The 19707-nt window shown below is 60.4% G+C and carries 20 protein-coding genes; 10 read left to right on the top strand and 10 right to left on the bottom strand.

Going from position 1 to position 19707, the window contains the following annotated elements; genetic code table 11:
• Nucleotides 1–8: 8 nt before the first annotated feature.
• The 4 genes from ABH944_RS24925 (at nucleotide 9) to ABH944_RS24940 (ending at nucleotide 5041) form a co-directional block, all read left to right on the top strand.
• Nucleotides 9–1493 carry an amidohydrolase gene (locus ABH944_RS24925; RefSeq protein ID WP_404609874.1) on the top strand — a complete coding sequence of 495 codons (1485 nt, stop codon included), beginning with the start codon at nucleotides 9–11 and terminating at the stop codon, nucleotides 1491–1493.
• Nucleotides 1490–2932: an amidohydrolase gene (locus tag ABH944_RS24930; protein WP_404609873.1), complete on the top strand. Its 1443-nt coding sequence runs from the start codon at nucleotides 1490–1492 to the stop codon at nucleotides 2930–2932. Before ABH944_RS24925 ends, ABH944_RS24930 begins: the two co-directional genes overlap by 4 nt.
• Before the next feature lie 54 nt (nucleotides 2933–2986).
• Nucleotides 2987–3721: an ethyl tert-butyl ether degradation protein EthD gene (locus ABH944_RS24935; RefSeq protein WP_404609872.1), complete on the top strand. Its 735-nt coding sequence runs from the start codon at nucleotides 2987–2989 to the stop codon at nucleotides 3719–3721.
• A gap of 198 nt (nucleotides 3722–3919) precedes the next feature.
• Nucleotides 3920–5041 carry a porin gene (locus ABH944_RS24940; RefSeq protein WP_404609871.1) on the top strand — a complete coding sequence of 374 codons (1122 nt, stop codon included), beginning with the start codon at nucleotides 3920–3922 and terminating at the stop codon, nucleotides 5039–5041.
• 33 nt (nucleotides 5042–5074) lie between these two features.
• On the opposite strand, the gene ABH944_RS24945 is transcribed toward ABH944_RS24940, so the two are convergent.
• Nucleotides 5075–6202: an aminotransferase gene (locus tag ABH944_RS24945; RefSeq protein WP_404609870.1), complete on the bottom strand. Its 1128-nt coding sequence runs from the start codon at nucleotides 6200–6202 to the stop codon at nucleotides 5075–5077.
• A gap of 175 nt (nucleotides 6203–6377) precedes the next feature.
• On the opposite strand from ABH944_RS24945, the gene ABH944_RS24950 reads away from it, so the two are divergent.
• The 5 genes from ABH944_RS24950 (at nucleotide 6378) to ABH944_RS24970 (ending at nucleotide 11080) form a co-directional block, all read left to right on the top strand.
• On the top strand, nucleotides 6378–7529 hold the full coding sequence (locus ABH944_RS24950; RefSeq protein ID WP_404609869.1) for a succinylglutamate desuccinylase/aspartoacylase family protein: 1152 nt from the start codon (nucleotides 6378–6380) through the stop codon (nucleotides 7527–7529).
• A gap of 88 nt (nucleotides 7530–7617) precedes the next feature.
• Nucleotides 7618–8418, top strand: coding sequence for an ABC transporter substrate-binding protein (locus tag ABH944_RS24955; protein WP_404609868.1), 801 nt, complete (start codon nucleotides 7618–7620; stop codon nucleotides 8416–8418).
• Between the two features lie 52 nt (nucleotides 8419–8470).
• Nucleotides 8471–9193 carry a helix-turn-helix transcriptional regulator gene (locus tag ABH944_RS24960; RefSeq protein ID WP_404609867.1) on the top strand — a complete coding sequence of 241 codons (723 nt, stop codon included), beginning with the start codon at nucleotides 8471–8473 and terminating at the stop codon, nucleotides 9191–9193.
• Nucleotides 9186–10142 carry a threonine/serine dehydratase gene (locus ABH944_RS24965; protein WP_404609866.1) on the top strand — a complete coding sequence of 319 codons (957 nt, stop codon included), beginning with the start codon at nucleotides 9186–9188 and terminating at the stop codon, nucleotides 10140–10142. The genes ABH944_RS24960 and ABH944_RS24965 overlap by 8 nt, the downstream gene beginning before the upstream one ends.
• Nucleotides 10139–11080, top strand: a complete 942-nt coding sequence (locus ABH944_RS24970; protein ID WP_404609865.1) for an ornithine cyclodeaminase family protein — start codon at nucleotides 10139–10141, stop codon at nucleotides 11078–11080. Before ABH944_RS24965 ends, ABH944_RS24970 begins: the two co-directional genes overlap by 4 nt.
• A gap of 48 nt (nucleotides 11081–11128) precedes the next feature.
• Here the strand turns inward: ABH944_RS24970 and ABH944_RS24975 are convergent, their stop codons facing one another.
• The 6 genes from ABH944_RS24975 to ABH944_RS25000 all read right to left on the bottom strand — a co-directional run bounded on the left by ABH944_RS24975 (nucleotide 11129) and on the right by ABH944_RS25000 (nucleotide 16381).
• Complete coding sequence (locus ABH944_RS24975; RefSeq protein ID WP_404609864.1) at nucleotides 11129–11908, bottom strand: IclR family transcriptional regulator; 780 nt, start codon at nucleotides 11906–11908, stop codon at nucleotides 11129–11131.
• A gap of 101 nt (nucleotides 11909–12009) precedes the next feature.
• Nucleotides 12010–12774 (bottom strand): amino acid ABC transporter ATP-binding protein, encoded by a 765-nt coding sequence (locus ABH944_RS24980; RefSeq protein ID WP_404609863.1) that lies wholly within the window; start codon nucleotides 12772–12774, stop codon nucleotides 12010–12012.
• Nucleotides 12771–13421 carry an amino acid ABC transporter permease gene (locus tag ABH944_RS24985; protein WP_404609862.1) on the bottom strand — a complete coding sequence of 217 codons (651 nt, stop codon included), beginning with the start codon at nucleotides 13419–13421 and terminating at the stop codon, nucleotides 12771–12773. Before ABH944_RS24985 ends, ABH944_RS24980 begins: the two co-directional genes overlap by 4 nt.
• A 2-nt stretch (nucleotides 13422–13423) precedes the next feature.
• On the bottom strand, nucleotides 13424–14149 hold the full coding sequence (locus tag ABH944_RS24990) for an amino acid ABC transporter permease (RefSeq protein WP_404609861.1): 726 nt from the start codon (nucleotides 14147–14149) through the stop codon (nucleotides 13424–13426).
• A 46-nt stretch (nucleotides 14150–14195) separates the two neighbouring features.
• On the bottom strand, nucleotides 14196–15029 hold the full coding sequence (locus tag ABH944_RS24995; RefSeq protein ID WP_404609860.1) for an ABC transporter substrate-binding protein: 834 nt from the start codon (nucleotides 15027–15029) through the stop codon (nucleotides 14196–14198).
• A gap of 503 nt (nucleotides 15030–15532) precedes the next feature.
• Complete coding sequence (locus ABH944_RS25000; protein WP_404609859.1) at nucleotides 15533–16381, bottom strand: helix-turn-helix transcriptional regulator; 849 nt, start codon at nucleotides 16379–16381, stop codon at nucleotides 15533–15535.
• A gap of 85 nt (nucleotides 16382–16466) precedes the next feature.
• Between ABH944_RS25000 and ABH944_RS25005 the strand changes: the two genes are divergently transcribed.
• Nucleotides 16467–16964, top strand: a complete 498-nt coding sequence (locus ABH944_RS25005) for a hypothetical protein (RefSeq protein ID WP_404609858.1) — start codon at nucleotides 16467–16469, stop codon at nucleotides 16962–16964.
• 63 nt (nucleotides 16965–17027) lie between these two features.
• On the opposite strand, the gene aroQ is transcribed toward ABH944_RS25005, so the two are convergent.
• Genes aroQ through ABH944_RS25020 form a run of 3 tightly spaced genes read right to left on the bottom strand, consistent with a single transcriptional unit; the run spans nucleotide 17028 to nucleotide 19690 of the window.
• Nucleotides 17028–17483, bottom strand: coding sequence for a type II 3-dehydroquinate dehydratase (gene aroQ / locus ABH944_RS25010; protein WP_404609857.1), 456 nt, complete (start codon nucleotides 17481–17483; stop codon nucleotides 17028–17030).
• 12 nt (nucleotides 17484–17495) lie between these two features.
• A complete protein-coding gene (locus tag ABH944_RS25015; RefSeq protein WP_404609856.1) occupies nucleotides 17496–18329 on the bottom strand; it encodes a shikimate dehydrogenase family protein in 834 nt (277 codons plus the stop codon).
• A 38-nt stretch (nucleotides 18330–18367) separates the two neighbouring features.
• Entirely contained in the window at nucleotides 18368–19690 is a 1323-nt protein-coding gene (locus ABH944_RS25020) for an MFS transporter (protein WP_404609855.1), read from the bottom strand.
• Between the last annotated feature and the right edge of the window lie 17 nt (nucleotides 19691–19707).

Consider the following 19707-nt stretch of genomic DNA (forward strand, 5'->3'; position numbering starts at 1 on the left):
AAAAGCAAGTGAATTTCGATCAACTCGATCAAGAGATTGCCCTACGGATCGAATCGTACCGCGATGTATGTGTCCACTTGAGCGACCGTTTGTGGGATCTCGCCGAAACGGCCTACGCGGAATACGAGTCGGCTGAGCTGCAAATCCGCGAACTCGAACGGCACGGCTTTCGAATCACGCGAGAAGTTGCGGGCATCCCTACCGCGTTTGTCGCCGAAGCCGGCGACGGCGGCCCGGTGATCGGTTTTCTCGGCGAGTACGACGCGTTGCCTCATCTCAGCCAGGTCGCCAACTCGGCCAGCCGGCAAGCGGTCGCAGACGCCGGCAGCGGACATGGTTGCGGCCACAATCTGCTGGGCGGCGCGACACTGATGTCCGCGTTCGTCATCAAGGACTGGCTGCATGCGTCCGGCCGTCCGGGACGGGTCCGCTATTACGGTTGTCCCGCCGAGGAAGGCGGAGCCGGAAAGACGTTCATGACGCGAGCAGGCGCCTTCGCCGATCTGGACACCGCACTCACCTGGCACCCTGCAAGCGTCCTCGGCATCGACGCAATGACAACCCTTGCGACGCTCCACGCGCGCTTCACGTTCAACGGCGTTGCAGCGCATGCGGCGGCCGCGCCTCATCTGGGTCGCAGTGCACTCGACGCCGTCACGCTGATGAATGTTGCCGCCAACTATCTGCGCGAGCACATGCCCAGTGACGCCCGCCTTCACTACGCGCTGCACGATACGGGAGGAACTGCTCCCAACGTCGTGCAGGCACGCGCCGAGGTCGTCTATCAATTGCGCGCACCGGAGCTTTCCACGATCCACTCGCTGCTCGAGCGTCTGCGAAAAATCGCAGACGGCGCCGCGATGATGACCGACACCACCGTCCTGTGCCGGGTAGAGAAGGCAATGTCGAATATGAAGCCCAACAAGGTGCTGTCCGGCCTGATGTATGAACGCATGCTCGCAATCGGTCCAACACCGTTCGATACCTGCGATCACGATTTTGCCGCGCGCATGCACGCCGCGATTTCGCCCGCCGAAGCGAAGGCCAGCCTGTCGATTTTCGGCGCCCATCGGCTCACGGGAGTCCTGCATGACGGGGTCTTGCCCGCTGAATCGATGCCATCGTTGTTGCCCGCGTCGACCGACGTAGGCGATGTCAGTTGGGTCGTCCCGACCGCGCGCTGTCTCGGCGCCTGTTTCGCGCTGGGCACGCCATTCCATTCCTGGCAGTTGGTCGCACAAGGCAAATCGTCGATAGCGCACAAGGGCATGCTTCATATCGCCAAGGTAATGGCTGCCACCGCCGCGGCGCTCTACGCGAGTCCTTCATTGCTTGAACAGGCCAAGGCCGAGTTACGCGAGCAAGCGGCTGAAGAAGCCTACGTCTGCCCCATCCCGGATGACGTACTTCCTCCTGTCGCCCGGGAAAATCGAACACAAAGAGGCTCGGTGCGGGGAGCATTTCCGATCCAGTACGCAGGAGTGGACGCATGAAGCGTGAAGATAGCCAGAGGCTCGCGCTCATCGGGCAACTCGTCGAAGCAAAGCGCGACACCTATATCGACCTTGCGGATCGGATCTGGGATCTTGCCGAGACACGTTGGGAAGAATTCCGCTCAGTCGAAGCGCAGATCGAGATACTTGAGCGCGAAGGATTCCGGATCACGAGGAACCTCGCCGGCCTGCCCACGGCGTTCGTCGCCGAGGCCGGGGATGCAGGGCCCGCCGCCGGCTTCCTGGGCGAATATGACGCATTGTCGAACATGAGCCAGCAAGCTGCGGCCATGGAAGCGTGCCCGATATGCGCCGGCGGCAGCGGACACGGATGCGGCCATCACCTGCTCGGTGTGGGTGCGATGCTGGCGGCGGTCGCCACACGCGACTACCTCGTTTCCCAAGGTTTGCCAGGGATCGTGCGTTACTTCGGATGCCCTGCCGAGGAAGGGGGCGCGGGCAAGACTTACATGGCTCGCGAAGGCGTCTTCGACGGGATCGACTTCGCGTTGACCTGGCACCCCGGCCCTTTCTCGGGGATTTTCAAGTACAAGTCGCTGGCGGTGATTCAGGCGTTCTTCCGCTTTTCCGGCGTGGCCTCGCATGCGGCGGCTTCACCCCATCTTGGACGCAGCGCGCTCGATGCGGTTGAACTGATGAACGTCGGCGTGAATTTCCTGCGCGAGCACATGCCTGCCGAAGCTCGCGTCCACTACGCCATCACCGATGCCGGCGGCCTGGCTGCGAACGTTGTCCAGGCCCGTACCGAAGTGCTGTATGTTGTCCGCGCGCCGGACATGGAGCAGGCGCGGGCGCTATTCGAGCGCGTCCGGCGAATCGGCATGGGTGCTGCGCTGATGACCGAAACAACCGTCGACGTGGAAGTCGATCGGGCGTGCTCCAACGTGCTGCGCAACGAAACGATCGAAACCTTGATCATGGATAACCTCGAGCGGCTCGGTCCCCCGCCCTTCGACCAGTCCGACCGCGATTTCGTCACGCTGCTCGCCGGGAACATCAGCGCGGGCGATTTGCAGGAATGCCTTGACGCGTATCGAGGACCAGCCAATGCCCATGGACTCGCCGATACACCGCTCCCACTGGGGGAACAACCCGGCTCGTTGACAGGGTCGAGCGATGTAGGAGACGTGAGCTGGATCGTGCCGACAACCCAATACCTCGGCGCGTGCTACGCCGTAGGCACCAACATGCACACGTGGCAGCTGGTGTCCCAAGGGAAACTGCCCGCCGCTCACAAAGGGATGCTGCATGCGGCAAAGGCGCTCGCAGCGACCGCGCTGGATCTGCTGACAGAGCCGTCGTCAATCAGCGCAGCTCAGGCAGAACATGCGCGCTTGACCGGTGGGCGCCCCTACGTCTGCCCTATTCCCGAAGCGGTGCTCGCGCCTCCGCTGCGCAAAAGTAAAAGGCCGGGATAGAGAAATCTTGCCTGCCTCCAAACCGCAAGCCTTGCACTTGAGCTGATCTGATCCATGACATTTTCTTACTTCATCACTGCGACCAACGAGGACGATCCGCACGCCCGGATAAGCGCGGCGCACTACGAGCTCATCCAGGAAGCCATCCGCGCGACGCCTGACTTATTGAAGGCCGAACTCCATACACCCGCTCGGATCACGACTTATCACGACGACGGGCATTCGCCCCTGCTTGCGCTTCGACTCGAGTTCGCCTGCATCGAGGCACTCGAATCACAAGTCGCCGAGGGCGGACATCTCTGGCGGCTTGCGCAGTCGGATTATTGGCTCGCAACAGGCGCAAGCGTGGTCACACATCAGGCCATGCTCACCCGGACATTCCTGCCTCTCACGAGGACGGCCGCGGAACCCGCCTTATGCAGCTATCTCGTGCATTACCCGGGCGCTGCGGAAAATATCAATGACTGGCTGTCCTACTACATCACGCATCACCCTCAGATCATGCTCGACTATCCGGACGTACGGCAGGTCAACGTATTCACCCGGGTCGACTGGTGTGAGTCCATGCCATGGACGCGCGTGAACTACATGCAGCGAAACATGCTGACCTTCCCTTCACCGCAACTACTCGCCGAGGCGCTGAACTCGCCCGTGCGAGCGCGAATGCGAGAAGACAATGGGCAGTTTCCGGCGTTCTCGGGACGCGCTTGTCACTACCCGATGCTCACCACGGTCATCGCCCCAGACAACGCGAAGTACTTCGAAACACCACCGTCTCTCGCAAGCTGACATAAAAGGAGAAAACCAGGCCTGAAGAGGCTTCATTCAATACATCACATTTCACGATTCAATATTAGTACTACTAATTATAAGAAAGCCGGTCTCGTTTGGAATTCAACTCCGTCAACTAATCGACCCAAAAAAGAATCGAGCATCGATAAGAACATTTTTGGGCGATCTATGCAGCACTTTAAGAGGATGTTTAAAATGCGTAGGAAAGTTCTGGTCACCGCTACCCTGCTTGGTTCCATGGCAGGCGCCGCGCAGGCACAAAGCAGCGTCACGCTATATGGGCTCGTCGATTCGGCAATTGGTTACACGAGCAACATGGGTTCGACCAACGGGCACATTGATCACGGCATTCAAGCGCTGCCTGGCGCCATGTCGGCGAACCGGTGGGGCTTGCTCGGTTTCGAAGACATCGGCGGCGGGACGCAAGCCACCTTCAGGCTTGAAAACGGCTTCAACATTCAGAACGGCGCGCTCGGACAAGGCGGCCGGATGTTCGGCCGCAGCGCGTACGTGGGCCTCGTCAACAACAACTGGGGAACCGTCACGGCCGGTCGCCAGTACATGCCGTTCCAGGAAGATGTGGGCAACGAAATGGCCGCCCTCTACATGTCCGGTTATACGTTCCACCCGTATGACAGCGACGACATGAACTGCACGTTCCGGCCCAACAATGCGATCAAGTACACGACACCGACCATCGCCGGTTTCACCGCGAAAGCCCTGTATGCGTTTTCGAACCTCCCGGGCCAGATCAATACCAACCGCCTGTGGAGCGGCAGCGCCGACTATGTGAACGGTCCGGTCCACCTCGATGCGGGTTTCTTCACGGTCACTCAGCCCGGCTACAGCACAGCCGGTGCGGAAGCGTCGGATAACACGTACGGTGCGCTGCCGACGATTGCCGCCGGCGGCATTGCGAAGCACACGGTATGGGGTGCCGGCGGCACGTATACGTTCGGCTCGCTCCTCGCGAGCGTTATTTATACCAATGCGGCCTTCGACGCGACCGTTGGCGGCGCGTTGAAGTTCAACAACTATGAAACGAGCCTGCGCTATCAGGTCACGCCCGCTACGGTGCTGACTGCGGCCTATCTCTACACGACTCAGAGAAGCACGGTTGCCGCCGGTGGAAACACGCACTACAACCAGGGCGCATTGGGTATCAACTACTTCCTGTCGAAAACGACCGACTTGTACAGCAACATTGTCTACCAGAGAGCCGCCGGTACGGCCCATGCGTGGATTCTCAACGGAACGGCGGCGTCCAGCAACAACAGCCAGTTCATGGCGCTGGTCGGGATCCGGAAGAAGTTCTAGGACCCCGGCCGAGCGGATGGCAGGCGCTTGGCTCTACCGGCGCTCGATGCCTTCCAGGAAGCCGGAGACCTTGACTAGTCCCTCCTGAAGGACATCGAGCGGATTCGCGAAACCGACGCGGATATACCCTTCCATTTCGAACGCGCTGCCCGGCGTGAACATCACGCCGGTCGCCTCGATCAGCGCAGCGCAAAATTCAGTCGATGACATGTCGACATCAACCTTGAGCAGGCAGACCGTCGCGGCCTTGGGCTTCACATACGACACCAGCGGCTCCTTGGCGATCCAGTCGTCGAGCACCGCGAGGTTGGTCCGCGTAATTGCATGGTTGCGCGCAAGGATCTTGTCCTTGGCTTCAAGCGCAATGGACGCAAGATAATCGTCAATCATCCCCACGCTGATGGTGTTGTAGTCCCGATGAATACACACCGCGCGAATCAGGCCGGCCGGGCCGGCAATCCACCCCAACCGCAAACCGGCCAACGACCACGTCTTAGACATGCTGCCGGTACTGATGCCCCGCTCGTAAAGATCCGCGACGGACGCGGTGAACCCTGAGCCCTCCTGATTCGTGCCCCGGTAAACCTCGTCGCACAACAGGTACGCACCGCACGATTGGGCGATGGCGACTACTTCCCTGAGAAAGGCTTCATCCATCAGCGAGCCCGTCGGGTTGTTCGGGTTGTTGATGGCGATGAGCTTCGTCTTCTGGTTCGCCAGCTTGCGAAGCTCGTCGAGATCCGGCAGGAAACCGTTCTCTTCGCGCAGCGTCATGGTCTGCACGTCGGCGCCATAGCTTTCGGGAATCGAGTAATGCTGCTGGTACGTTGGCAACACCGCGATCACGCGGTCCCCCGGCTCGACCAGCGTCTCGTACACCAGCGCATTCCCGCCTATGGCGCCGTGTGTCACGACAATATTCTTCGGTGTCTGCCGCTCATATAAAGCCGCAATATTGGCCCGCAGCCGGTCGGACCCTTCGATCGCTCCATAGGTCAGCCTCATGGGAAGCAGCTCGCCGAGCAGGCTGTCGCGCTTGCCGGTCAGCTCGAGCAATTGCGCAACCGTCAGCGATTCGACGCAGGTTTCAGCGAGGTTATAGCGAGCTTCATGCTCGTACCGGTCCATCCAGCGTTCGACAAGAAAGTCCTTGATCTTCATTGAAATCTCCGTGAGTCGGCTACCTCCAGCGATAGCCGGAATGATGAGCGAAAAAACACCGGTGGACCAGGTCATCTTTGCTGAACCCGCCAACATCGACGCTGGTTATTTTTCCGTTTGACCGATTGTATTTTACAGTCTATCTTAGACTAACAAGTACATTCCGGTAAACGACGTGACCCTATCGACCCAATATTCCGAGTTGCCCGCCCTGTCGCCGGGCGCCTCGCATCGCCTGTTCAAGCACACCTTCGAGGGCGTTGGGTCGGGGCTCAGCGCGTATATCCAGGCGGGTCTGCATGCGGATGAGTTGCCCGGCTTGCTGGTCATCCAGCACCTGCTCGACGCACTGGTCAAGCTGGATAACGCGGGCCGCATCCGCGGGCGGATCGTCGTGCGTCCGTTCGCCAACCCCATTGGTTTGGGGCAGCGCGTGTTCGGGGCGCACACCGGACGCTTCAATCTCGACAATGGCGAAAACTTCAACCGCCGTTTTCCCGATCTCACCAGCCGCGTGGAAAAAGCGCTGGCTACACGCGGCATTGCCCATAACGACATCAAGAGCGCGAAGGCTTTGTTCGCCGATGTGGCAGCAGAACTGACGCCGCTCGATCCCGTCGCCGCCATGAAAACGGCGCTGCTGAGTGAAGCGTTGCAACATGACATCGTGCTGGACCTGCATTGCGACACGGACGGCATCCTGCATCTGTACAGCAATCGCAGCCAGCGCACGCAAGCGGTCGCGCTGGCTCGCCACATGCGGATCAGGGCGGTGTTTCTTGAAGACCGCGCAGGCGGAACGCCGTTCGACGAAGCCATTGCGCAATGCTGGGCAGTGCTTCAACAAGCGGGGCTGATAGACGCCGGGCACGCCGCGTTTTGCACGTCGGTCGAACTTCGCGGGCAAGCCGACGTCTCGGACGCCTTTGCGCAGGCCGATGCGAAAGGCATCCTGCAATACCTCGCATTGCGCGGCCTCGTGGACCTCGATCCGGACAATGACGACCGGTCTCATCCGCTCGCCGAGCACGAGGTCATGGTCTTCCCGCTCGAAGGCGTATCGCACGTACCCGCACCGGCCGGGGGTCTCGTCGCCTATAGAAAGCGCCCCGGCGACACCGTGAAAACCGGTGAGATCATCGCCGAGATCATTCCGCTGCTTGGCGCACCGGGCGCCGCGCGTCATCCGGTATTCAGCGATGTCGACGGCTTGCTGATCGTGCAGCAGTACATGAAGCTCGTGCGCCCCGGCCAGCGTGTCGCCCTGCTCGCAGGCAAGAACCCCTTGCCTCATCGCAAGACCGGTCAACTGCTTAACGATTTTTAGCCGCACCGGGCGCGAGGGCCAGGCACCTTGCGCCAGCCACGTTTTCCCTAGCCCTTTCAATTTTTAAAACGCGGAAGTGAGGATAGCCATGAGGCAAAATGCATTAAGTGCCATGCTCGCGGTTGCGCTATGCGCGACGGCATCCATGTTGGTGGCGGTGCAGGTCCAGGCGAAGGAGATTTCGACCATCCGCTTCGGCGTGGAAGCGTCTTACCCGCCGTTCGAATCGAAGACGGCGGATGGCCAGTTGCAAGGCTTCGACATCGATCTTGGCAATGCCCTCTGCGCGCAGTTGAAAGCGAAATGCGTGTGGGTCGAGAATGCATTCGACGGCCTGATTCCCGCGCTGCAAGCACGTAAGTTCGACGCGATAGACTCTGCGATGAACATCAACGCGAAACGCAGCGAGCAGATCGATTTCACCCAGCCGCTTTACCGCAGTCCGGCGCAATTGGTGGCACGCGCGGGCAGCACATTGCAGCCCGCGGCGGAGTCACTGGCATCGCATAAGGTAGGTGTGCTGCAAGGGTCGATTCAGGAGCAATACGCGAAGCAGGCGTGGGCTACGAAAGGCGTCGACGTGGTCAGTTATCAAACCCAGGACCTGGTCTATGCCGACCTGAGCGCAGGACGCCTGGATGCCACCTTCGTTGATGCGACCGCCGCGAGCCTTGGTTTCCTGAATCAGCCTGCAGGCAAGGGTTTTGCGTTCGCGGGGCCGTCGGTCAAGGATGCGAAGGTGATTGGCACAGGCGTAGGTATCGGTGTGCGCAAGGGGGACAAGGAACTGGTCGACGCGCTCAACGGTGCGTTTCTGGAACTGAAGCGCAATGGCACTTACCAGAAGCTGTTGAAGGAATATTTTACGGTCGATCTCGCGGTCGACTAAGCCGCGCGTGCGGAACATCGCACGACTGTTCCGCACGAATCAACATTGAATAATGACTAAAGCACGTAATTTGAAAATCGCCTCCGGACAACCCGCCGAACTCGCGGTGAAAGCGCCGTCCAAGCGGGCGCTCAAGCGCAGCGAACCACAACCGCCGGCCGAGTTGCTCGCTCGCTACAGGGCTATCGCCGACGGTATCGTCCTGTTGTTTCCACCGTACACGGAAGTTGTCATACACGACCTCGCCACGCAAACCGTGGTGCACGTGGCGAACAATCAGTCCAAGCGCGAGTTGGGCGACGAATCATCGCTCGACGACATCGAGTTCGATCCGGACGAAAGCGTGATCGGCCCGTATGAAAAACTGGGCTGGGACGGCCGCAAGATCCGCTCGGTCAGCATAGTCGTACGCAGCGACGCGGGTCAGGCGATCGGCGTCATGTGCATCAATTTTCATATTGCCGCGCTGGAGCAGGCAAGACAGGCGCTCGACCTGCTGCTCTCAAGCACCGCGCTGCAACCGCAGCCCGAGAAGCTGTTCCAGGACGACTGGCAGGAGCGCGTGAATATCTTTCTCAACCACTGGCTGCAGGAACGCAAGCTCACGCTATCCATGCTGACGCGTGAGCATAAGCGCACGCTGATTGAAGCCTTGCATGAGGAAGGTGCATTCAAGGGCAAGAGCGCGGCCAACTACGTCGCGAAGGTGCTGTCCATAGGCCGCGCGACAGTGTTCAATTACCTGAAAGAACTGAGGGCTACGACTGATGAATGATCTGTTTCAGCATATGGAGGAAGCGCATCGCGCGATTCGACCCCAGGTGAGCGTGACGCCGCTTGCATTCAGTCCCATGTTGTCGAACGCGACCGGGTGCGACGTCTACCTGAAGTGCGAGCATCTGCAGCACACCGGCTCGTTCAAGTTTCGCGGCGCGACCAACAAGCTCCGCCTGCTCGATGCCGGCGCACGCCGCAACGGCGTGCTTACGGTATCGAGCGGCAACCACGGCCTGGGAGTCGCGTTCGCCGGCAAGCTGGCCGGCGTTCCGGTCACCGTCTATGCGTCCACGTCGGCAGCGGCGATCAAGCTCGACGCCATTCGTGCGCTGGGCGCCGAGGTGGTCACGCTAAATGACACACCGCTGGCCGTCGAACTGGAAGCTGCGCGGCAAGCGAAACTCAAGGGCAAGGCTTTCGTGTCACCGTACAACGATCTCGACGTCATAGCCGGCCAGGGCACGATTGGCATGGAACTGCACGAACAGATTACGGATCTGGGGGCCGTGTTTGCCTCTGTCGGCGGCGGCGGGCTGATTTCCGGCATTGGCACGGCGATCAAGGCGCTGAGTCCACAAACCGATGTGATCGGATGCTGGCCTGCGAACTCGACCGCTCTGTATAGCTCGCTCAAAGCGGGCAAGATCATAGACGTTGAGGAAAGCGAAACAATTTCAGACGGTACCGCAGGCGGCGTGGAACCGGACTCGGTGACCTTCAATATCGCCAGGGAAGTCATTACCGACACCGCCCTGGTGACGGAAGAAGAAATCAAGGCGGCGATGAAACTGCTCGCGCAGACCGACCGCTGGATGGTTGAAGGCGCGGCTGGCGTTGCACTGGCGTCAATGCTGAAACTGGCCCCCCGGTATCAGGGACGTGCCGTGGCCGTGGTGCTGTGCGGACGCAACATCATGCTGAACAAATTCATCGAGGCGGTTAAGTGAAAATCTGGACGAAAGACGAGATCATCGCGCGCTTCAATATGGAACGCGCGGTGCGGATGATCGAAGAAGGTTTCATCGCTTATTCCCGCAAGACCGTCCAGGTGCCGCCGGTCCAGAACTTCCGGTTCGACGCAGCCAATGGCGACTGTTGCGTCAAGTCGGCTTATGTCGATGGCGCAGCGGCGTTCGCGGTCAAGGTATCCACCGGCTTCTACGGCAACCCGAAACAGGGCTTGCCGAGCAACAACGGCCTCATGGTGCTTTTTTCCGCCACGACGGGCGAACCGGTCGCCCTGTTGCAGGATGAAGGCTGGCTCACCAGCGTGCGCACGGCGCTTGCCGGACAGCTCGCCGCGCGATTGCTGGCGCCGCGCGAGGTGCATGGGATCGGAATTATTGGCAGCGGCGAGCAAGCGCGGCTGCAGCTTGAATACCTGCAACCGGTGACCGGTTGCAGGGACGTATTCGTATGGGGGCCGAGCGCTAAAAACCGCGGACTATTCGCGGAGCAGATGTCGGCACGGGGCTTCAATGTGCGGGCGATGGACTCTGCTGAGGGCGTTGCGGCCAACGCGAACCTGATTGTGACCACAACGCCATCAAGAGACCCGCTGCTGCGCTCGGACTGGATCCGCGACGGCACGCATATCACAGCGGTGGGCGCGGACAGCGCCGGCAAGCAGGAACTCGATCCGGCAATCATTGCGCGGGCCGGGGTGATCGTGGTGGACTCGATCGACCAGTGCAGCAAATACGGCGAAATCTCGCACGCGTTATCGGCCGGGCTGATTCAAGCGGGGCAGTTGCTTGAACTCGGTGCGTTGCTGGACGCCCGCCAGCGCGCTCGCGACGATTCCGACCCTTCCCAGATCACGGTGGCCGACCTCACCGGCGTGGCGGTGCAGGACGTGCAGATTGCGGCCAGCGTGGGCGCCTGAACCTCTTGATGAATCGACATTTCAGCGCGGTCATGCCTCTTGCCATCATCAGCCCACCGCGCTGAAACTCGTCCCGTAGTAAGGCTGCGACAAGGTCTTCGCCGAGCGTATGAGATCCTCGAGCATGGCCGTGCGCTTGTTCGGGTCGGTGTCGCGGCTGGTCATGAAACACAGCGCGGCCACGGCTTGCCCGTTCTTGTCTCGCACGGGCGCCGCCATGCAATACCGAAACGTATGGGAAAGACCTTCCGTACAGAAAAACCCCTGTTCGGCGGCGCGCTCGACATCACCCAGGAATTCCGGCACTTCGATTCGTTTGCCGTTATCGAGCACGAAGTCTTCTTCCGGAATCAACGCGCGAATCTGGTCCGCGCTCAGGTGTCCGAGCAGCAAGCGGCCGGATGCGGTCCAGGGAATGGGGACTTTCACGCCTATATCCGAACTGATATTGAACGGACGCGAACTGTTTTCCGACAGCACCACGGTGTACTTGTTGCCCTCGAGCATGCAGAGCTGCGCAGTCTCGTCGTGGCTTCGGACAAGACTCAGGATAACCACGTGCGCCCGGCTGATCAGGTCGTTGTGCACCGCATAGTCGGACCCGTAATAGTGCATCTCGCGGCCGAAGAACACACTACCGTCCGCCCCCGCTTCCAGCCAGCCGGCCTCCGTCAGGATTGTCACGAGTTCATAGATGCTGGAGCGCGGGGCCCCAGTTGCCTCAATCAGCTCGCGCATGGTCATTGGACGCCGCACGCTATGCAGTTGCTTGAGGATGGAGACGACCCGGTCGACTCCCCTCGCCCTTGAAGATTCCTGTACAGACATGACTCAAACTCCGTCGGCAATATGATTCGCTTCTTCGATCTTTGACTGACGCGAGTCTAGCGCATGAGCGGCTGCGGACCACCGCTGCATACCGGTCGTACTCAATGGTCAAGTACCCGGTGCAGGAACTGCTGCGTGCGCTCGTTCTGCGGATTAACGAAGATCTGCTCGGGTGCGCCCTGCTCGGCAATCACGCCCTTGTCCATGAAGACCACGCGGTCCGCCGTTTTGCGCGCGAAGCCCATTTCATGCGTGACGACCACCATGGTCATGCCGTCGCGTGCAAGGCCGCGCATGACCTCGGTGACTTCGCCGACCAGTTCCGGATCGAGCGCGGACGTGGCTTCATCGAAGAACATGATGCCCGGCTCCACGGCCAGCGCGCGTGCAATGGCTACCCGCTGCTGCTGGCCGCCCGACAACTGGCTCGGATAATGATCGGCGCGATCAGCAAGGCCCACGCGATCCAATGCGTCCATCGCCCGCTTGCGGGCGTCCGCCGGATTCATCTTGCGTGCCTTGATCAAGGCCAGCGAAACATTACCCAGCGCGTTCTTGTGCGGGAACAGGTTGAACTGCTGGAACACCATGCCCACATGACCACGAATTTCGCGTGCTCGGCGCGCGTCGTGGAGCGGCACGTCGTTGACCCAGACCTCGCCGGCGTCAGCGGTTTCAAGACCGCTCATGATTCGCAACACGGTGCTCTTGCCTGAACCGGAGGCGCCTATCAGCACGAGCACTTCGCCCTGCCGCACGTCGAGGTTGATCTGCTTGAGTACCTGGGTCGTGCCGAACGACTTGGTGACGCCACTCAAGTTGATGATAGGTTTGATGATGGATTCGGACGCGATGGCGGTGTTCATGACAACAGGCTCCTTCTTCGATCATGGCGGCGCACCCACCGCGACAGGGGAAAGCAGACAATGAAATACAGCACGGCAACCAGGCCATAGATTTCCACCGGCTTGCCGATCCGGTCGACAATCGCCTGCCCCTGATGCATCAGCTCGGACATGCCGATCATGCTGACGATCGACGTGTCCTTGATGAGGGACAGGTACTGGCCGATCAACGGCGGCAGCACGATCTTTCCGGTCTGCGGCAGGATCACCGAGAAGAACGCCTGCGTCTTGCTCAGTCCGAGGATCTGCGAGACTTCCCACTGCCCCTTCTGGACCGACTCGATCCCCGAGCGGAAAATCTCTGCAATATAGGCGCCCTGATACACGCTGAGCCCGATCACGCCGGCTGCAAATACATCGATGGCATAACCGAAGTACGACACGCCGAAATAGATGAACATCAGCGTGATCAGCACGGGCGTGCCGCGAAACAGCTCGGTATAGAGCCGGGCGAGCCGTGGCGTACCCCAGGGCCCGAAGCTGCGCAACACGGCCGCCAGCAGCCCCACGAGCGTGCCGCCAACAATGGCCGCTACGGAGAGAATGAGCGTGGTGAGCAGGCCCTGCAGCAGGATGGGAAGGCTCGACATCAACAGGTCGCTTGTCATGGTCACTCTCCGGTTCCAGGGCTCACACGGCGCCTGATGAGCAATGGCCGGCGTGCGCGTTTCGCCAGTACGAGCGGCGGATGAAACAGCCGCGCCCCGATCATTCCGGCGACCCACGACAGCAAGTTGCTCAGCACAAGATAGGCAATCAACGTGATCGTGAAGGTCTGGATATACAGCAACGTGCGCGAGTTGATCACGGTCGCCATGCCCGTCAGCTCCGGCAAAGCAATAGCCGACAGCAGCGACGTCCCGAGCAGAAGCTGGATCAGGTTGTTCACGATCGCAGGATAGACAGCACGCGCGGCCTGCGGCATGACCACCTCAACGAAGATCTGCGAACGCTCCAGGCCGAGAATGGAAGCCGCTTCCAGTTGGCCGCGCGGCACGGACTGAATGCCCGCCCGGAACACTTCGGCCAAGTACGCACCCACGTTCACACCTAGCGCGATAACCCCGGCCGTATACGCATCGAGCGTGATGCCCATTGACGGCAGGCCAAAGAAAACAATGAAGATCTGCAGCAGCACCGGCGTGTTGCGGATCACCTCGATATAACAACTCGATATGGCCCGCAGCACCACGACGCGCGATGTACTGGCCAGTGCGGCCAGCAAGCCGAGCAGCATCGCGACGATGAAGGCCAGCAACGTGACTTGAAGAGTAAGCCACGCCGCCCGGACAAAATCGTTCAGATAGCCCGACAGGGTCACCCATTGATAGCTCATTGCTCCTCCGTCGTAAGGCTTGCGCAATGCATGCGGCGTTGACGCTTCAGTACTGCGGGTTCAGCGGGAAACGCGGATCGGCGCCGAACCATTTCTTGTAGAGCTGCGCGTTCAGCTTCGACGCGTTGACCTGGAACAGGAACAGGTTCAGGTAGTCGAGCCAGACCTGATCGCCCGCCTTCACGCCAAAGGCGTTGTATTCAAGCGGAACGAGCGCTTCGTCGGTCACGGTCAACTCGGGATCGAGCGAAGCCTGATACGCGAGGAAGTTGTTGTCTTCGATCATGGCATCAGCCTGGCCTTGTTTGACTGCGAGGATGGCGGCCTGCGAACTGTCGAACTCCTGAATCTTCACCTGCATGTTCAGCGCACGGACTTCGTCGCCGTTCGTGGATCCCTTGACGGTGGCGATCGTGCGATTGGACATGTCCTTGATCGACTTGACGCCGCTGCTCTTCTTCACCAGCAGCGCCTCGCTGGCCACGACATAGGGATTGGTGAAAGCGATTTCCTTGGCCCGCTCCAAATTGCGCGTGAAGTTGCAGAACATCACGTCGACCTTGCTGGTCTGCAGGTTCGGAATACGGTTGGCGCTCGTTGTATTGACGACTTCCAGCTTCACGCCCATTTGCTTCGCCAGCTCTTTCGCGAGGTCGACGTCGTAACCGTCGGCCGCACCGTCCTTGTTATAAAAGCCGAAGGGCGCGAAGCTAAGACAGTCGCCCACGCGCAGCGTGCCGCGCTGCAGGACTGTTTTCAGCGTGGACTCCGCCGATCCATCCTGGGCCGGCGTGGCGACCTTCGTGCAACCGGCCAGCGTCAACAGACCGGCCACCGCGAATAAACAGGCGATACGTGCGCTTTTCTTGACAAGTCTCATTTGGGTCTCAGCCTTGAAAGTGAAAATGTCGGTTCAGGGGCAAACGGCGGCGCCCAGAGAAGACCCTGGATTCAACGCCCTCACCATGCCGGCACATGGGCCTGCATAAAACGATGTTGCGGACTACCCTGCCTCGCATGAACACGCGGCGGCATTGGATAAAACAGGTTTGTATCCTCTGTCCGGTATACCGGAATCATGTCCGGCACAGCAGATGAACGAAGTCTTTCACAGAAAAAAACACATGGCAATGGGGAGTGCCGCTGATGCGAAGCGACCGCTTTGAAGGCGCATCTATCTTGCATTTTGCTTACTGATAGCGAGCGCAGAAGAGGTCCGCGCGGAGGAGCGGTGATCGTCGCTCAGGTTGATGATGGTCGAAGAAACTGCGATTGATCGCCAGGTGTTTTTCCCGGCAGCGGCAATTTTTCGGGGACTGCTTTCACCCATGTTTAGGATATCTATTCTTTACGAACGTGATCCAAGCGGGGAAAAAACCACCGTCAGGCGTCCCGCGAATGCGGCTCGCCCCGCCCATTCAAACGGCGATACACGCTCGGGCTCACGCCCATGATCCGCTTGAAATGGCCATTGAATGTGGACACGTCGTTGAAGCCCGTCTCCAGCGCGATGCTCAGGATGCTTTCGCCGGATCGGCGCAGACACACGGCCGCCTCGTGCAATCGCGTGCGCATCAGGTACTGGTGCGGCGTCACGCCAACAACCTGCAAGAACAGCCGCAGAAAATGATAAGGACTGGCCGCCGCGTCACGCGCGAGATCTGCAAGCAGAAGTGGCTGGTGCGACTCCTGCTCGATCCGGCGCAACGCTGCGGCCACCCGCAATTCATCGCGGGAACTCGGCAGGCGCGCGGGCCGCTTGGCGTCCACTAACGCGGCGGAGACCGTGGCGGCCATGCATAACGCCAGCTCCTCAAGCGCCGCAAGGTCCCCATTGTCACGCGCGGCTTGCGCTGCAGCAACAATGGGTATCAACGCGGGCAGCGGCGGCAGAGTGGGGATATTGAAGGAAATTCGCCGCGCACCCGGCACTGCAGCAACTATTTGCTCGAAGAATTCAGGTTCGAAATGAAACGCAAGGCAGCGGTCCCCGGCGCTGTGCTCGTGGCTGCATTCGTAACAATGATGTTCATTGCCAAGCAACACTGCGCCCGGCGCCAGCGTGGCCGATCCCTGCGTTGAACGGTAACGGAACGTACCCGAGGTCACCGCCGCGATACACAGGGACGCGTGCTGCTCTTCAAAAGGCCGGTCGAGCGGACCGGCGGTGCAGACGACATCCTGGACGCGCCATCCGGTGCCTGATGCAAGGAGATGAGGGATTGAAGCCATAAGCAAAGATATAGCAATATTCCCCAAGACGGGTGACCTGCCATTCGCCAGGATAGGAAATCCTGCCGTTGACGGAGTTCTCGCCATGCCGACATCGCAACACTTGATTGCCGCTCTTCATACCAATGAGCCCGCTGCCGACCGGGCTGACAAAATGAAACTTTACGGCTGGTTGATCGGCCGCTGGGAAATGGAAACCGTTGTCTATGACGACGACGGTAAACCGCACGCCGGTCACGGCGATATCCATTTCGGCTGGGTGCTGGAAGGGCGCGCGATCCAGGATGTATGGGTCCTGCCCGGGGTCTTCCACGGCACCACGCTGCGCGTCTGCGACCCTGCTCTGGATGCATGGCACATCATCTGGAGCGACCCGCTCCGCCAATATTACTCGCGCCAGCTCGGACGTCCTTCCGGCACCGACATTGTCCAGGACGGGCACGACAGCACCGGCAACGCCGTACGCTGGAGCTTCAGGGAAATCACGCCCGCTTCATTCCGGTGGATAGGTGAAGAATCGCAGGATCAGGGGCAGACGTGGCGCCTCAAAGCGGATTTCCACGCACGCCGTGTGGAAGATTAGCCCGGGCCCGCAGGACGAACAGGACGGAAAAACTCGGCGGCAGCGGCCTTGCATCACCCCTGCTTACTTGACTTGCGACACCTGCACCAGCGCATCGATGGCAAGGGCATAACCCTTGATGCCCAGACCAACGATAATCCCGCGCGCTGCGGGCGAGATGTACGAGTGGTGACGAAACGACTCGCGCGCGTGGACGTTGGAAATATGCAGCTCGATCAACGTAACGCTCGCACCCTTGATGGCGTCGTGCAGCGCGATCGACGTGTGCGTGAAGGCGCCCGGGTTCATCACGACCCCATGCATGTTGCCCGCTGCTATCTCGCGGCCCGCCTCATGGATCCAGTCGATCAGCACACCTTCGTGATTCGACTGCCGGCACTCAACCTCCACGCCGAGCCGTTCACCGGCGTCCTTGCAAAGCGCTTCGACCGTGGCGAGCGTGTCGGACCCATACTGCGCGGGTTCGCGCTGACCCAGCAGGTTCAGGTTGGGTCCGTTTAGAACAAGCACCTTCTTCATGACGTCACCTCATCAATATTTGATCTTCGAGACCGCGCGCAGTTGCTCGGGCGTGGCGGTGCCGAAGCCGAAGAACTCCAGGTAGGCCGGAATCATTTCGAAGAGCATGTCGGTGCCGACCTGCACCGTGCAGCCCTTCTCCCTGGCTGCGCGCAGCAGCGGCGTGTATTCGGATTTCATGACGACTTCGCCAACGAACGTGCTGGGCGAAATGCGGTCGATGTCGAACGGCAGGGGATCACCCTCGTTCATTCCTAGCGGCGTTGCATTGACGACCACGTCGTAGCCCGCCGGATCTTTGGAACCCGTGGTTACCACCAGCTGCGAATAGTGCTTGCGCAAGCGGTCGGCGAGCGCTTCGACTGCCGCGGTGTTGGTATCGAAGAGGGCCAGGGCCGCCACGCCCGCTGCAGCAAGCGATGCCGCAATAGCCGAGCCCACGCCGCCGCTGCCGAGAACAAACGCACGCGCGCCTTTCAGTGGCCGGCCCTTGCGTTCAACGCCTCGCGTGAACCCTGCGCCGTCGAACTGATCGCCGAGCAGCGTACCGTCCGGGCGCAGGAGAATTGCGTTGCACGCGCCGGCAATGCGGGCGGTAGGCGTCAGTTCATCAACGAGGCTCGTAGTCGTGACCTTGTGCGGCATGGTCACCAGCGCACCGCGAATGTTCGTCAGACGGAACAGGGATTGCAGCACGCCCGGATAGTCTTCCGCCTTTACGCCCATCGGCATCACCACTGCGTCGATGCCGTTCTGCTCGAACCAGGGGTTGTAGATCATGGGCGCTTTGAATCCCTCCGTCGGATAACCGAGGTGGGCAATCAGGGTGGTTTTTCCGCTAATCATGGCTGCAGTCTCAAGAAATTCGGCGCTTGGTTCGCCAGTTAGTCGGCCAATTCCACGCGGCGGACATCGCCGACAATGAACACATACGACAGCGCACCGACCAGCGCGGCCGCCCCGACATAAGCCAGCGCATAAAAGAACGAGCCGGTCTTCGCCACGATCACGCCGATCACCAGCGGCGTCACAATGCCCGCAAGGTTCGCGCAAAAGTTGAAGATGCCGCCGGTCAGGCCCATCAGGTTCTTCGGCGCGATGTCCGAGATCAGCGTCCAGCCGAGCCCGACCATGCCCTGGCCAAAAAACGCGATCGAGAGGATCGTGATGACCATTGCGTCACTGCTGACGAAGTTCGCCGAGATGATGGTGGATGCTCCCAGCAAGCCGACGATGATCGGCAGCTTGCGTGCAATGTTGGCCGAGCCGGTTCGCTTGAGCAGAAGGTCGGACACCCAGCCGCCGAACATCACGCCGACCGCTGCAGCGAGGAACGGCATCACGGCGAAGAAACCCACCTTGAGCCAGCCCATGTGGCGCTCGGTTGCGAGATAGGTCGGGAACCAGGTCAGGAAAAAGACCAGCGTGGTATTGCCCGCGAACTGGCCGAGGCATGCCCCCGCGATCTGGCGGCGCTTGAGCAACTGGCCGACGTTGCTCCAGGAGAACGCCAGCGTCTGCTGGCCGCCGGGCGGTTCGAGTCCACCTCCTGCGGCAATGTAGTCGAGCTCCGCCTGGTTGACGGTCTTCGAGTCATGCGGTTCACGATAAAAGAGCCACCACACGATCGCGAACGTAATACCGAGAACACCGACCGATACAAACAACGCACGCCAGCCGAAGCTCCCCATGATCCAGAACAGCGCCGGCGCGAAACACGCGAGGCCGAGGTATTCGCCCACCGTATAGATCCCGGTCGCCCGGGCGCGCTCCTGTTGCGGAAACCACGTGGCGACCACGCGGCTGTTGACCGGAAAACACGGCGCTTCGCTGATGCCGAGTCCAAAGCGAAACAGCAGCAATGACTTGAGGCCGACAGCGAACCCTTGCAACAGCGTAAAGAGCGACCAGAACGTCAATGCGAGGAAGTAGGTGACCTTGCTCCCGAAGCGGTCGAGGAAGATACCGCCCGGGATCTGGGCAAGCGCGTAGGTCCATGAGAACGCCGAGAAGACCACCCCCATCACGGCGGCGTCTATACCAAGCTCCTTGGTCATGGTCGGCGCCGCAATACCCAGGACCGTGCGGTCCAGGTAGTTGATCATGGTGCCCACCGCGAGCAGCGCGAGAATCACGAACCGCGTACGTGAGCGTGTGCGTGCCGCCGCGCCGGCATGCACCGCAGGGGATTGATGAATGTCTTGCATGAAGCGTCTCCTGACTC

The sequence above is a fragment of the Caballeronia udeis genome (assembly GCF_044909315.1).
Classification (GTDB): domain Bacteria; phylum Pseudomonadota; class Gammaproteobacteria; order Burkholderiales; family Burkholderiaceae; genus Caballeronia; species Caballeronia udeis_A.